The 14,489-nt window shown below is 69.2% G+C and carries 12 protein-coding genes and 1 pseudogene; 4 read left to right on the top strand and 9 right to left on the bottom strand.

The features are described 5' to 3' along the window. Window positions 1-1,192 precede the first annotated feature (1,192 nt). From J2S58_RS01790 to heR, 3 genes and pseudogenes are all read left to right on the top strand, one after another. Window positions 1,193-2,029, top strand: coding sequence for a GAF and ANTAR domain-containing protein (locus J2S58_RS01790; RefSeq protein ID WP_205255302.1), 837 nt, complete (start codon window positions 1,193-1,195; stop codon window positions 2,027-2,029). Between the two features lie 176 nt (window positions 2,030-2,205). Then, window positions 2,206-2,778, top strand: coding sequence for an ANTAR domain-containing protein (locus tag J2S58_RS01785; RefSeq protein WP_205255301.1), 573 nt, complete (start codon window positions 2,206-2,208; stop codon window positions 2,776-2,778). A gap of 138 nt (window positions 2,779-2,916) precedes the next feature. Further along, window positions 2,917-3,704 (top strand): annotated as a pseudogene (gene heR / locus J2S58_RS19160) (heliorhodopsin HeR). A gap of 238 nt (window positions 3,705-3,942) precedes the next feature. Here heR and J2S58_RS01770 read toward each other — a convergent pair. The 3 genes from J2S58_RS01770 to J2S58_RS01760 all read right to left on the bottom strand — a co-directional run bounded on the left by J2S58_RS01770 (window position 3,943) and on the right by J2S58_RS01760 (window position 6,310). Continuing rightward, window positions 3,943-4,266, bottom strand: coding sequence for an RNA polymerase sigma factor (locus J2S58_RS01770; RefSeq protein WP_205255298.1), 324 nt, complete (start codon window positions 4,264-4,266; stop codon window positions 3,943-3,945). A 326-nt stretch (window positions 4,267-4,592) separates the two neighbouring features. After that, a complete protein-coding gene (locus tag J2S58_RS01765) occupies window positions 4,593-5,282 on the bottom strand; it encodes a GAF and ANTAR domain-containing protein (protein WP_205255297.1) in 690 nt (229 codons plus the stop codon). A 248-nt stretch (window positions 5,283-5,530) separates the two neighbouring features. Continuing rightward, window positions 5,531-6,310 carry a GAF and ANTAR domain-containing protein gene (locus tag J2S58_RS01760; protein WP_205255296.1) on the bottom strand — a complete coding sequence of 260 codons (780 nt, stop codon included), beginning with the start codon at window positions 6,308-6,310 and terminating at the stop codon, window positions 5,531-5,533. Window positions 6,311-7,192: 882 nt separating this feature from the next. Between J2S58_RS01760 and J2S58_RS01755 the strand changes: the two genes are divergently transcribed. Beyond that, window positions 7,193-7,603 carry a hypothetical protein gene (locus J2S58_RS01755; RefSeq protein WP_205255295.1) on the top strand — a complete coding sequence of 137 codons (411 nt, stop codon included), beginning with the start codon at window positions 7,193-7,195 and terminating at the stop codon, window positions 7,601-7,603. 154 nt (window positions 7,604-7,757) lie between these two features. Here J2S58_RS01755 and J2S58_RS19155 read toward each other — a convergent pair whose 3' ends face one another. From J2S58_RS19155 to J2S58_RS01730, 6 genes are all read right to left on the bottom strand, one after another. Further along, window positions 7,758-8,261 carry a Na+/H+ antiporter NhaA gene (locus tag J2S58_RS19155; protein WP_344469973.1) on the bottom strand — a complete coding sequence of 168 codons (504 nt, stop codon included), beginning with the start codon at window positions 8,259-8,261 and terminating at the stop codon, window positions 7,758-7,760. Between the two features lie 279 nt (window positions 8,262-8,540). Beyond that, window positions 8,541-10,274: a BCCT family transporter gene (locus J2S58_RS01750; RefSeq protein ID WP_205255293.1), complete on the bottom strand. Its 1,734-nt coding sequence runs from the start codon at window positions 10,272-10,274 to the stop codon at window positions 8,541-8,543. Between the two features lie 411 nt (window positions 10,275-10,685). Next, window positions 10,686-12,266, bottom strand: a complete 1,581-nt coding sequence (locus J2S58_RS01745) for a deoxyguanosinetriphosphate triphosphohydrolase family protein (RefSeq protein WP_205255421.1) — start codon at window positions 12,264-12,266, stop codon at window positions 10,686-10,688. Window positions 12,267-12,363: 97 nt separating this feature from the next. After that, the gene (locus J2S58_RS01740) at window positions 12,364-13,116 is read right to left on the bottom strand and encodes an FAD-binding oxidoreductase (protein WP_205255292.1); all 753 of its coding nucleotides are present in this window, start codon (window positions 13,114-13,116) and stop codon (window positions 12,364-12,366) included. A gap of 7 nt (window positions 13,117-13,123) precedes the next feature. Further along, on the bottom strand, window positions 13,124-13,735 hold the full coding sequence (locus J2S58_RS01735) for a sulfite oxidase-like oxidoreductase (protein WP_205255291.1): 612 nt from the start codon (window positions 13,733-13,735) through the stop codon (window positions 13,124-13,126). 105 nt (window positions 13,736-13,840) lie between these two features. Continuing rightward, window positions 13,841-14,353, bottom strand: a complete 513-nt coding sequence (locus J2S58_RS01730) for a DUF421 domain-containing protein (protein ID WP_205255290.1) — start codon at window positions 14,351-14,353, stop codon at window positions 13,841-13,843. Window positions 14,354-14,489: the final 136 nt, after the last annotated feature.

Below are 14,489 nucleotides of genomic sequence, written 5' to 3'. Positions count from 1 at the left end.
CCGATGGTGACGTCGCGGACACTTCCCACCGCGGCGCCCTGGTCGGTCAGCCCCTGAGTGTTCGGTTTGTCACCGCGGACCGACCCTGATCCTGACCGGATTCTGATGATCTCCTCCAAGGCCACGAGCCCCGCCTCCGATCCGACGGTCGACACATCCGGTCCGAGACCGGGACCCCGGACCAGGGGACGTCGGTTGACAGCGAGACTGTGCAGAGTGCGTGGCGACGAGGATGACACCGATGACGAGCCCGCCAATGGCGGTGACGAGATTGTCATCGCTCCAACCGACGTGTTCCCCGGCGCAGGTCACGACGAGTGGTGCGGCGTATTCATCGGCGTCCAACATGGCACTTTGCGGGTCATGGCTTCCGCACGGCGGGTCCGAGGCCGCGCGGCTCGATGTTCTCTACCGAGTACGGCTTCTCGCCGCCTCTCATCGGTATCCGTGAGCTGATTCCCGCCGTCCTCCGATACCGGTCACTCCAGGGCGGCGACACGGATGAGCGTCAGTCGGACCGCCATCTCCGGCAGCGACTCAGGACTGATGGAGGGGTGAAGATCGTCCACGGCCTGCTCGGCGCAGCGACGCGACATCCACCGGCTCGTCCTGCAACTCGACACAGACATCGTCGACGATCTGTTCCAGGTCTCTACGCCGCGCGGGCCGGCTTGCCTGCCTGGGCGTCCGCTCCGTGTCCAGGAGAGGACTGGTCATCGGCCCGCTCCGACGTCGTTGCGGCCCTGCTCGGCCTCGGAGGGTTGCCGGTTTCGATCCGATGGACCGCGATCGATGTGGCCCGACGGATGAGCAACGTCGGCCAACCTCTGCATCGGCACAGCCGACTGGAGAAGTGCGCGGCGGCTGAAGGCGAAGGGGTTCACGTCGATCGTCCTGAGGGGTGGCGGAAATGACCCCGGAGCTGCCTGGCTGCTGGGCGTTGGTGCCCATTCCGTGCGCGATCACTGCTGGGAGTGACAGGCCCACAGACTCCAGACCGACTGTTCGAACAGTCTCCGTCAGGCTACACGCGGTGGTGACCGGGAGCTCGTTCGTCTCCTGACCTGAGGAGCGACACCATGTTCCACCTGTGGTCACGGGTGGACGGGCGCGGGAACGCCTGCCGAGTGAGGCCGGGCGCGGCGGTACCGTCGCGGTGACCAGCCGATCGGTGTCGCGACAGGAGCTCTTCATGGACCACGCGGGACGCCCCGAAGATCTGGCCGACCACCCCGCCGATCTGGACGCCCAGGAGGGGGGCGCAGACCGGGCTCAGCAGGAGGCCGAGCAGCAGGACGCGGATCTGGCCGCCAGTTTGTCCGACTTGGCGGCGTTGTCGACGGACCGGGTCGGGTTGGTGGAGTTGCTCACCAAGATTGCCACGATGGCGGTGCAAGCGATTCCCGGCGCCGACGGTGCCGGTCTGACCCTCTTGGAACCGGACCGGGCCGACATCATCGTCAAGAGCACCGATTTCGTCCGGCAGATAGATGACATCCAGTACAGCATCGGACAGGGACCCTGCATCAGCGCCGCCGCGACGGGCACGGCCATGCGGTCCGGGTCGTTGGGCGGTGACCCGCGCTGGCCGCGGTTCGGGCCCCGCGCCGGGCGGCTGGGTGTGCACAGCGTGCTGTCGTTGCCGTTGAGCACCCCCTCCGGGGTGGTGGGAGCGATGAACGTGTACGCCCACGCGAAGGACGCCTTCGACGAACGAGCCGAGCAGTTGGGTGAGATGTTCTCGGTCCCTGCGGCGATATCCGTCCTGAACGCCCAGATACTGGCCCAGAGCCAACGGCTGGCCACCCAGTTGCAAGCGGCACTGGTGAGCCGGCCGGCGATCGATCAAGCCGTCGGGATCCTCATCAGCCGCAGTGGTGACACCGCCGAGGAGGCATTCCTCCGATTGCGGCAGATGAGTCAGAACCAGCACGTCAAACTGACGGTGGTGGGTCAGCAGATCGTGGCCGAGGCCGCCACCCGGGCCCGGGCCCGGGCCCGGGCCCGCACTCGTCGCCCCGCCGAATAATCCCAGACCGCCCGCCCCACCGGACGCGGCCGACCGGGTAGTGTCGGCAGCGCGTCACCCGCAGGATCTGGACCCGACTCCCGTCCGCAGTGATCGCATCGGGTCTCACCATCGGCGCGGGACCCGGCCCAGGGCTCGAACAATCTGCGATCGGGACGCGCCCGGGAGTGCTGGCCGTGGGTCTGCCCCGCAGAACGCAGTTGACCGATCAGCTCGATGCCCTGACCGTGGCCCTGGATGGTAGCGGCGACGACCTTCCCGCGATCCTGGCCGTGCTGGTGGCGGATCTCACCGCCGCGATCAGCTCCTTCTCCGGTCTGGTCATGACGGTGACCGCGGGCAGTCAACCCCTCGCAGTCGATGTGATGATCTCCCGCGTCGCGGCCACATCATTGCTGCTGCCGTTGCGGACCGCCCCCGGCGACCGCCTCGTGCTGTACGCCCAGAACCCAGGTGCATTCGTCGATCTGGCCGCCGACGCCGAGCGCATTCCGGGCTTCGGTACGTCGGTGGTCCTGGACCGACACCTGCCCCCGCCCACCGCATCGGACAGTCGGCGGCTGCTGAACGATCTGGCGGAGCGGTCCGCCGTCGACCAGGCCATCGGGTTCCTCGTCGACCAGGGCTACCCCCCCGGACAGGCCCATCCTGAACTGCTCCGCCGGGCCACCACCACGGGCGTCAGCATCACCACGATGGCCCGCCGGATCGTCTCCCGCCCGGGTGGTCCCAGACGGCCCGCCAGCTGAGTCGGCTGCCCGCGAGAGACGCCAGACGGGCAGGCGCGGCCAGGGGTCCTACCTGCCCGGGGTGCGACGCTGGACAAGCCCCCGGACACCGGGGCCGGCGCGAGCTGCACCGAACCTCGATCTGATCGGCGGCTCGACATGGACGGAACGGCTACATCTCCGCAGGACGTCGCGGTTGGGGTGAACGACCGACGACTGGCTGGACTGCGTCGATGGAATCTCGGTCTGACCGTTCTTCACGCGGCTCAGGCCGTGGCGATCCTGGTGCTCGGCGGCGGGTTCGCCGTCACCGTGACCTCGTCCTATCCGTCGGGCCCCCCGGGGTCCACCCCGAATCCACCTTCGGGGCTGTTCGACATCGCCGTCGGACCGGCCGTCGCAGTGTTCCTGTTCCTGGCTGCGGTCGACCACCTGCTGACCGCCACGGCTGCCAGATCGGTCTACGAGCGGGACCTGCGCCGCGGGATCAACCGGTTCCGGTGGCTGGAGTACTCGGTCAGCTCCACGATCATGATCGTGTTGATCGGTTCTATTTCGGCCTGACCGGCATCAGCACGATGGTCACGGTCATCGGAGCCAACGTGGCGATGATCTTGTTCGGCTGGCTGCAGGAAAGCTTCAACCCACCCGGCCGAAACGAAACGACGATGCTGCCGTTCTGGTTCGGCACGATCGCCGGCCTCGCGCCATGGGTGGCGATTGCCATCAACCTGGTCGGGGCCGAGCAGATCCCAGGTTTCGTCCTCGGTATCGCGGTGTCGCTGCTGATCGCGTTCTTCACCTTCGCGGTGAATCAATGGCTGCAGTACCGCCAGGTGGGCCCGTGGCGGGATTACGCCTTCGGCGAGAACACCTACCTGGTCCTGAGTCTGGTTGCCAAGTCCCTGCTGGCGTGGCAGATCTTCGCGGGCTCACTCGCGTCATGACCCGATTGCTCGGTTGCGCCGGCACAACGGTCCACCGAAACGGCTCCATGTCCGCGAGATGTCCCGCGGCAGCCTGACCAGCGTTGCGTGACAGGAGGACGGGCGCCATCTCACACTTCCCGATCAGACAGGCTGCACTCGCGTGTTCAGTCTCAGATTCTCCATCGCGAGCACTGTCCCGGGCCACAGCCGATTAACCATGCACGGTGGCGTGAATCCGAGATGCTTACCTCGCTCGTCAGGTGCGACCGGGCCTCGTCGCCGGTCGTCCTCCCGAGATCGGCGGAGCGCTGTGGCCGAGGTTCTGACGCCCACCACCTGGCGCACGATGTCCGTCGACGGCCCGCTGGTAAGCGATGCGACAGATCCACTGCGTGACCGAGATGTCGGACTCGCGGAAGCGGGCAGCTGACGTCCACACCTCGATGTAGACGTCCTGAGTGATCTTCTCAGCGTCGACCTCGCTGCCCAGGATCCCCCGACAGATGCCGTACACGACGGGGACCGTGTGGTCGTACAGGTGGGCCAGTGCCATCCTGTCCCCGGCCGCGATCAGCGTCATCAGGTGCGCCCTGTCTTGTGGGCATTCAGTCACAGGTTCCTGTCTTTCGTCCGAATATCGATGACGTGGTGTTCTGAGATCCACGTGCAATCGGTCGCAGTTGCTGGCGGCCACGTTCATTCCGTGGGCTCGTACCCCGATCGATGTCGGTGGTGGTCGCACTCCCGGAGGCTGGGACTTCTTGATCGCGGGCGTCGACATCGTCGAGAACATCGACTCGGCGTGGTCCCTGGGATCAGTGGACCAAGCTCTCCTTGACCCTGAGCCGGTCCTGCGATCTCGCCGTTCCCCGTCGGACGGGCGCGGGGCGGGTTCGGGACGAATGGTCATGAGGCCCATCCGTCGACCACGGAGCCGGCGAGGTCGGCCAGGGTCCGATTGTCGTCGTGACACAGCCGGCGCAGCATGTCCAGGGCCTCATCGGCGGTGAGTTGATGCTGCTGCATCAGGATGCCTTGGGCCTGGCCGATCTGGTCCCGGGATCGGGGAGAGGTGATCAGGGCGCGCACTGGCCGGCTGGCCAGCACGATCGAGATGGACGTCGCGATCACTGCTGCCTGGGCGATCTGATCGGCGGTGGGGGGTCGTGGTGTGGCGGTGTAGAAGGTGACCGCCCCGAAGGTGCGGCGGCCGCGTAGGGCCACGGACATGACCGAGCCGATACCCAGGGCCGCGGCGGCTGGACCCCAGAGCGGCCAGCGGGCGTCGGCGGCGACGTCGGGTGAGGTGAGCACGCCGAGCTGGGAGCGAGTCTGCCGGTACGGCCCGTGCTGGTTGTGTAGTTGCTGCCGATCGGCGGCGCGGACCAGGTGGTGGGTGGGGGCCACGGTGGTGAATGACCCGGGTAGGTGCGGGTCCTGCTCGCAGACGCCGGCGTAGTCGGCGACTCCGCAGCCGAGCGCGATGTCCAGGAGATCGGCGATGCCGGTGACGTCGGTCGTGCCGGTGTCGCCGACGGCGGACTGGGTGCTCTGCAGGACCCGGACGGAGAAGTCGCGCGCGGTCGAGGACATCATGATGAGCTCTGCTTACCGGGGACTCAGCTGCCGCTGGCACCCACCGGGGTGAATCGAAGGATGAGGAACCACGGTCCCGCGCAGGTGATCCTCTGCGCGTCCCCTGGCGTCCTGTTGGCCGGGCGGTGGGTCTCGAGGTGGCACGGCGTGTGCGGTGCCACCGCCCCGGGTCGGCTGTTGCGTCCAGCCTCAGAGGAACTTACACCGTAAGAAGGTGCTTGCGCCACCGGTGCCCCTTGTGGCGGTCCTCAGCTCGGGGGAGGTGGGGTCTTCAGTCGGGCGGGGAGCCGGGTGCGGTTGACGGCTTCTTCGACCAGCGAGGCGGCCACGGCCGAGAGCTTGCGGTTCTCGTGCTGGCTGATGTGCCGCAGCCGGTCGAACGCCTCGTCGGAGGTCAGCCCGCCTCGGGAACGAAGGATGCCGATGGCCTGATCGATCACGGCGCGGTTGGTCAACGCAGCCTGCAGGTGGCCGGCCAGACGTTGGGTCTGGGCCAGGATCTGGGCGTTCTGCACCGAGACGGCCGCCGGTGCGGCGAAGACCTCGCCGATGCGTTCGGACTGTTCGTCGAAGCTGTCCTTGCCGTGCGCGTAGACGTTCATCGCACCCACCACCCCGGCCGGGGTGATCAGGGGCAGGGACAACACGCTGTGCACGCCCAGACGACCCACCCGGGGCCCGAACCGCGGCCAACGCGGGTCCCCGCCCAACGATCCCGAGCGCATCGTCTGCCTCTGGGCGGCGGCGTCGATGCACGGACCCTCACCCAGGCTGTACTGGATGTCATCGACCTGCACCACGAACGACGCCGTTTTCACGATGGTGTCCGACCGGCCCTCCTCGAGCAGGGTCAACCCGGCGCCTTCAGCGCCGGGGATGGCCTGGACCGCGAAGGTGGCGATCTGGGTCAGCACCGATTCCAGCGTGGAACCCAGCGAGGTCAGACCGGCCAAACCGGCCAGGCTCGTGGCCAGGTCCTCGTCAGCATCCCGGTCCTGGGCGGAGCCACCGGACGCAGATTCAGACATGCACGCGCTCCTCGACCCGGATGCGGAACCCCGCACACAAGGCGACAGTGGATCACGAACGCCCCCAGAACCGGTACCGGCGGCTCATGATCGGCTCGGCCTGTCGTGCTGCCGACCCCCGATCGGCACTCCCCAAGGCCCGCTCTGCCGCTCGATCTTCCGGAGTGGTGACCCAGCATCGAGACGACGAGGGCCGAGGACTCCCACGGAGTTCCCCCTCACCCTGCCCGCTCATCGTGGTCAGCATCTCGCCGTGCTCACTGACGCCCTGGAGATCCCCGGCACAGACCTGCATGCCATCCTGGCCGTCCTGCACGACGACCTCACCGAGGTCATCGCGGCCCTCCTCGGCCTGTCCATCACCTTGGTGCTGACCGGCCCTGCCGACTCCGCCAGCACCGTGATCAGCACCCTGCGCGACGGCACACCGGCGGCAGCATCAGCGGACCGCGATTTCCCAGGCCGGAAAGATCGCCCAGGCAATCGGGATGCTGCTGGCCTGCGGGCACGCAGCCGGCGGGGCCGAGCTGGACCGCCGTGCCGCCCGGCACCGTCTGACCGCCATCAGACCGCTCGGCATGCCCCGAACCCACCACCGCCGCCACCGAATGACTCCGCTCTTGGCAGCGACCCCGGAGTGGAACTACGCTGAAACGGCTGATTCACCAGCCGCCCCGGGGCCGGTGCCGCCGCTCACGCCGCCGCACCGCATCGAACCCGGCAAACCCTTCAGGTTCCACCCGGCGCCCGGGATACTCCATGTCCGTCGAACGTATCGCCGCTCACCACCCTCCCCGTTTCCGAGCCACGGCACAGCGAGTACCCGATGTCCGGGACGCCGGGCCAGTCGGCGTCTTCCCGAGGTCCGGGCCCATATCCGGCGTGGACCACTACCCGGCCATGCCGGGAGCCGAACACACCGAACAGGCCATCGCGGCGGCCGCCGCCCACGCCGTCTCCGTCCTCCGCGACCAGGTTGCTGGCCGGCTCCGTGATGCCGCGCTCCGCGAGATCGGCCGCGCCGTCCAGGACATCCTGGACCACCCGCACTGGTGCCGGGAGATCATCGCCCCCGGCCACGACGACGTCGACCCCACCCAGGGCTTGGATCTGGACAGCCACGGCCGATTGGAATCCCTCGTCCCGGACCTCACGCTCCCCCTGCCCGGTCAGTACGCCGGGTACGTCGCCGTCACCAGTGACGACCTACCGCTGATCCCCTCCCAACGGGCCGACCTGACCACCTGGCTACGCCGGGAGACCCGCCCCGAAACCGCGGGCCCCCAGGCCTGAAAGAACCGATCGGAACTCTGCTCCGGCCTGCGTCGTGAGCCGCGGGTCGCCAGAGGGACAGGGTCCAATCGACGTCGCCCGTCACGACTGCGCGGCTCGTGCCGGGTCCTGGTCCGCCGGCCCGAGCCGGGCTGCCGGACCAGGCCGGCCATCGTCATGGGCCCCAGGGCCCGTCGAGATCGGTGCCGGACTGTTTCCTCTGGTGCAGACGCCGGTAGATGCACCCGCAGCACGATCGCGGCCAGCGCTGCGGCCAGGAACGAATCCGCCAGGACTCCTCCCTTGACGTGCTCGGCGCGGACGCTGCCGGACCCGAAGGACAGGTTCTCCTCCAGCCGGGCCTGCGTTGAATCGAGGAACCAGCGCCGTCGCACCCAGGATGCCCACGGTCTTGCCGACGACCAAGGACGATGCCCAGGGCGACCCGATCCTGCAGAGAGTCAACCAGCCCGCTCAGCCCCCTCACGGTGCCCCCGGCCGGAAGAACGCGAAACACCGGCACCGCGAACCCCGCGGACACCGGCCGCCACAGGTGCCGGAGGTGTTCGCCGTCCCGAGACCCCGCGTCCGGGCCACCGGCGCCTCGGGACCGGATCACCGGGACGGTGAACCCGAGCCGAACCCCGGCCACGGAGGTGTCGAGACCGGAGGCGTGCATCAACGCCCACGCAACGAGCGCCAACGCCATCAGCAGCCACAGGTTGAGCAGGACGTGCAGCAAAGCCGGCGCCTCCCCCAGGGACAGGTCCAGGGCACTGGGATCCACGACGGTGTCCGAAGCGCCTCGGAGCTGTCCGACCAGGGGTGTCGGCCCACACCAGTGCCAGGACAGTACCCAGCATCAGCAGAGCCCCGCCAACCTCAGCGTCTTCCCGTGTCCTGGGTTCGCCTTCTGCGCGACCGTCCTGGGTGGCCGTCACCGCGGGCGCTGTTCGGATCAGCGCGGGCGATCGGGACCCGGCACTGCGGCCCCCTCCAGGTGCGCTCGAGCAGCGGGTGGGTGCTGGTCCCGTTCGACGTCCGTCCTCCCACCCGTGCGCGCCTCAGGTGCTCGATCTTCGCCCCGTACGCGTTTCCTGACGGCCCTCCATGGCCGGGTGAGACCGGTGTGGATGCCTTCCTGCATGGGTGCGTCGACCTCGAGGCCGTAGTGGGCGCCGACGCGTTCGAGCAGGACGTCCCGTTCGGCCTTGTCGTAGGCCCGTCGTTCCCGGGCGAAGGCCAAGCCGGTGGACCAGCAGGCCAGCAGCATGACGACGCTGAAGGGCAGTGCGGTGATGATCGCCGCGGTCTTCAGGGCGTCGAGGCCGCCGGTGAGGAGCAGAGCGACCGCCAACAGGGCCGCCACGACCGCGAAGAACACCCGCAACCAGGTCCGGGGAGAGATCTGCCCACCGGAGGCCAGCATCGCCATGACCAAGGCCCCCGAGTCCGACGAGGTGACGAAGAAGACCCCGATCAGCAGGATCGCCCCGACGGCCAGAACGGATCCGCCGGGGAACCCCCGGAGCAGACCGAACAGCGAGCCCTCGACGTCCACGGATCCATCCGGGCCGATCAACCCCCCGATGCCGTCGGTCTGCCGATGGATCGCAGCGCCTCCCAGGACGGCGAACCACAGGAGGGTCAGCAGCGTGGGTACCAGGAGGACTCCGGCGACGAACTGCCGCACGGTGCGCCCCTTGGAGATGCGGGCGATGAAGATCCCCACGAACGGCGCCCAGGACATCCACCAGCCCCAGTAGAAGGTCGTCCAGGCGCCCTGCCATGCCTCGCCGGCAGCGCCCTGCTGGGCTGTGACGTTGAACGACATGCCCACGATGCTCTGCAGGTAGGCGCCGACGGATTGGACGAAGTCACGCAGGAGGAACTGCGTCGGGCCGACGATGAGGATGAACAGCAGGAGGCCGGCAGCGAGCAGCAGGTTGAAATTCGACAGGATCTTCATCCCCTTGTTCACACCGGTGACCAGCGAGACGATGGTGACTGCGGTGACCACGGCGATGATCGCGATCTGCTGGACGGTCCCGCTGTCGGCGATGCCTGCGCTCTGCAGTCCGGAGCCGATCTGGATGACGCCGAGCCCGAGTGAGGTGGCGACCCCGAACAGGGTCCCGACCAGGGCGAGGACGTCCACGAGGTTCCCCCAGCCGCCGTGCACCCGGCGTCCCAGCAACGGCTCCAGTGCCCAGCGGATCGAGACCGGGCGCCCGCGGCGGTGGATGGCGTAGGCCAGGGCGAGGCCCAGGACGACGTAGATGGCCCAGGCGTGCAGACCCCAGTGCAGGTAGGTCTGGGTGATGGCCTGTTGGGCGAGCTGCTCCTGCGTCCCCGTCACTCCGGGACGCGGTGAGGCGAAGTGGCTCAGCGGCTCGGACACCCCGTAGAAGACCAGGCCGATACCCATCCCGGCGGCGAACAGCAGGGCGAACCACGACCCGGTGGAGAACTCCGGCTCATCGGTGTCCTTGCCCAACCTGATGGAGCCCCAGCGCCCGAAGCCCACGAACAGGGCGAACCCGACGAAGAACGCCACGATCAGGACGTAATACCAGCTGAAGTTCATCACGATGGTGTCCTGCAATCCGAGGAACAGCGCCTCGGCCGCAGACGGTGCGGTCAGGGTGAACGCGACGAAACCCAGAACGGTCAGCGCCGCCGGCCAGAACACCCACTTCTTCAGGTGCGGAGCGCGCGAATCAGCCGGTTCGTCAGGATTTTTCTCTGGCTTTTCGGGGATCGTCGCGGGTGGTTCAGAGGAAGCCATCGGGTCATGGTGCCCGCCCGAGCTCGGATCCGGTCAACCGGCACGGCACGATGAGACATGCATCGCCTCGGTAAGCCCGACCCGGCAGGTGCACACAGGCGGGCGGGTGGGTGGTCGTCCACGGAGTCGTTCGGGAGGCAACCCGGGCCGAGTGTGCTGTTCGTGATCGACCGGGCACTGACTGCGCCGCCGTGGTGATCCGGTGACGCGCTGGGGATCGCCTCGGGGACGACCTGACGGGGACACCCTTGGGCGGCAAGCGAGCACGCACGCCCGATCCCCGATCGCGCTTCCGGAATGCTCGGGCACGGGCCGTCAGAGAGCCGAACCGGCGTCCCACAGCTGCCCGCTCCACCCGGCCAGAGTGGCGGACGACGCGGCGGCGCGGTCGTCGGTCAGCGAGGCGACGTAGTCGATGATGCCGCGGCCGCGACCCAGTCGGATGACGTCGTCGCGGGAGTGCGCCGGGTCACCCAGCGGGTCGACGAGCAGGGCCGGGTCTTGTTCGGCCACTCGGCGGTAGTCGGTGGTGGCCAGCTCGACGAGGTCGACCAGCCGGCGCGGCGCCCGGCCGGCGTCGATCGGGTCGGTGAGCCAGGACTCCAGGTCGGCGACCAGCCGGGTCAGCACCTCTGCCTGCCCGCGCTGGTACATGGCCAGATCCGGCCGATGCAGGACGAACCGTTGGTGCACGAACTTGAGCACGGCCACCTCGTGCCACCCCTGTCGGCCGAGCTCGACATGGGCCGACCGCACCGCCGGGTCGGCGGAGACCGTGACGGACTCGCGGAGATGGGTGATCCACGAGGCGGTGAACGACCCCACCGACCGCTCGGCGTCCAACGACGAGTCGAACGGGACGGCGAGCAGTCCGTCGACGAGATCGGTGGCCACGCGGCCGACAGCCACCTCGAAGCACTCGTCGTCGAAGACCCAGGCGTCCTTCACCGCGAGGCGGCGGCGCATCAGCTCGAGGGAGTATCCGGGCCGGCGTTCCCTGTGCAACAGGTCGGCGGTCGATGCCGCCTCGAACGCGGTGCGTCGGCGCGTCCAGGCCCGGAACTCCGCGGCCACCGACGCGTGCTGCAGCACTCCGGCGCGGTGGAAGTCGTCGAGATCGTGCAGGGAGTAGGCGATGTCGTCGGCGATGTCCATCACCGAGCACTCCACCGTCTGCCGCAGCGGGCCGATCCGCGGATACGCGGACAGCACGTCCAGCATCTCCGACAGGTCGAGCACGTACGCGGAGTACTTCGCCGATCCCGGTCCGTCCTCACCGGGCCCGCCACCGCGGGGCGCGGCGTCCATCGAGCTCGGGTGCGGATCGGGGACGTGGTGCCGGGCCCACGGGTACTTCAGGACCGCGGCCCGGACCGCGGCGGTCAGGTTGAGCCCCTCCCCGCTGTACCCGTGCACGTCGAGCTCGGTGAGGATCCGGAAGGTCTGCGCGTTGCCCTCGAAGCCGTCGGCGAGCCCGAACCTGTTGCGCGCGATCCGGTCCAGGATGCGCTCGCCCAGATGCCCGAACGGCGGGTGGCCGAGATCGTGGGCGCTCGCCGCGGCCTGCACGACCACCGGGTCGCAGCCGCCGAGCTCGTCCAGCAGCGCCCGGTGCGGGCCGTTGCGCAGGCTGACGGCGATGGCCCGGGCCACCGAGGTGACCTTGATGGTGTGCGTCAGCCGGTTGTGCACGACCTGCCCGGCGGCGCCCTGGGAGATGACCTGGGTGACGGCGGCCAGCCGGGAGAAGTACGGCGAGAACCGGATGCGTTCCAGGTCGTCCCGGAACGCCCCCTCGGTCGCGTCCTGCACCCCGCTCCGACCCATCCCGGCGTCCCGGGAATCGCTACCGTCCTCGGGCTGCCGGCGGGCCAGGCGCGGGTCGTCGTCGCGCATCGTGACGCTGTACGGGCCGGGCTCGGCGTCACCCACCGGGCCCACCGGGCTCGTCGGGCCGGTCGGGCCGTCGGTGGTGACGGTGGTGACGGTGGGCTCAGCCACTGGGCCCGAACCTCTCCACCCGCACGGAGTCCTCGTCGGCCCCGGCCCGGACGGCCAATGAACTGGCCGCCTCGGCGAACGCGGCGGACCCGCAGACGAAGACCGTGGGACCCGCGGTGAGGTCGGGGAGGTCGTCGAGCCCGATCCGGCCGGCGGGTCGCTCGGGCCGGTCCTCCCGGGACAGCACGATGCGCGCACCCGCGGCGGCCAGCTCCTCGGCGTAGGGCAGGTCGGCCCAGCGGCCCGCGGCCGCGACCATCGTGAACAGCTCGGGGCGGCCACGGTCACGGGCGTGCCGCAGCATGGCGACCAGCGGGACCACCCCCGTGCCGCCGCCGACGGCGACGGCCGGCCGATCGGCGTCCCAGACGAACCAACCGCCGATGGGTCCCCGGACCTCCAGCGTGTCGCCGGGAGCCAGTACATCGGCCAGGAACCCGGACACCTCGCCGTCGTCCAGCCGCTCGACCAGCAGCTCGATCAACGGGTCCGACGGCGGGGACGCCACCGAGTACGACCGGGAGGCGGTGTACCCGTCCGGGGCGGTCAACCGGACCACGTAGTGCTGGCCCGGGAGATGGTCCACCCGGGCCGGCACGTCGAGCCGGATCATCGCCGTTCGCGGCGTGGGATGGGCGACCTCCCGCACCGTGGCGGTTCGCCAACCACCGGCCGGCGCGCGTCCCGGACGCAGGATGGCCGCGTCCGATCCGGCGGTCGCGCCGGGGAGGGAGGAGGCAGGCATGGAGGGGTCAGTCACCCTGGTACCGCTGCTCGGCCCAGGGGTCGCCCCGGTCGTGGTAGCCGTTGCGTTCCCAGAAGCCCGGCTCGTCGTGGTCCATCAGCGTCAGCCGGGTCACCCACTTCGCGCTCTTCCAGAAGTACAGATGGGGCACCAGCAGGCGGACGGGCCCGCCGTGCTCGCGGGTCAGCGCCTTGCCCTCGTGCGACCACGCCACCCACGCCTTGCCGTCCTGGATGTCGGCCAGCGGCAGGTTCGTCGTGTACTTGGTGGTCGACGTGGCCATGACGAAGGACGCTTCGGGGAGCGGACGGGCCGTGGCCAGCAGGCCGTCGAGGGAGACGCCGCCGAAGCTGGTGGCGAGCTTGGACCAGGTGGTCACGCAGTGGATGTCGCCCTGGTACTCCGACTGGGGCAGGGCGTGCATCTCGTCCCACGTCCAGGTGGTCGGGTTCTCCACCAGGCCGTCGATGGTGAACGTCCACTTCTGCGGATCCAGGTGCGGGGTGACCTCGGCGGTCAGTACCGGCCATCCGGATCCGGTGTCGTACTGGCCGGGAGGCAGCCGGGGGTCGCGCTCCGTGCGGGTGCGGCCGAAGAAACCGCGGGTCGGTCCGGTCATGGCAAACCTCTTTCCCGTGCAGGGCTGACGCAGTCCGATTGTGCCCTGAGCCCGCACCACCACCCACACGGCCCTGGTGGACGGCCGAGAACAGCGGGCCGCCGGTCAAGCGGGGTCGTGAGGGGCGGGAATCGCGTCCCGGCTTCCCGCCTGCTCGACGGTGATCACACTCAAGGTGCCGTTGGTCTCCAGGACGACCGCGGCGACCAGCTCCGTCCCGCCCACCCCGGCTGCGCGCATCGCCTGCAGGACACCCTGCTCGGTGATCCGCTGCTCCCGCAGAACGGCCTCGAGGACGACTCCGTCACGGACGAGCACTGTGGGGGACGATGTCAGTCCTCGCCGGATCCAGGTGAAGCGGACGGACATCCAGGCGGCCGCCAGCTGGAGAAGGGCCAGGACGGCCAGACCGACGGCTCCCTCGGCCCAGGCCACCGATTTCGTCAGCACCATGGAGGCGAGTGTCGAACCGAGCGCGACGGTCACGATGAAGTCGAAGGCGCTCAACTGGGCCAAGGTCCTCTTGCCGGTGACCCGGAGAACGGCGATCAGCCAGATGTAGCCCAGTGGACCGACGATCAGCACGCGGTAGATGCCGGACAGGTTGTCGTAGAACATGTCGAGTGCCTTCCCCTGTGTGGGCGAGTACGCGGAACGCCGTCCGGCGTGGTCGGACCCTGCCCTTTCGCCTCACCGCGGGGAGAATCCGTTCGGGCGGTGGAGCACTCGAGCGGCCGTGGGACGACCTGAGGAC

The sequence above is a fragment of the Nakamurella flavida genome (assembly GCF_030811475.1).
Taxonomy (GTDB): domain Bacteria; phylum Actinomycetota; class Actinomycetes; order Mycobacteriales; family Nakamurellaceae; genus Nakamurella; species Nakamurella flavida.
This window is presented reverse-complemented; position numbering and strand designations above follow the sequence as displayed.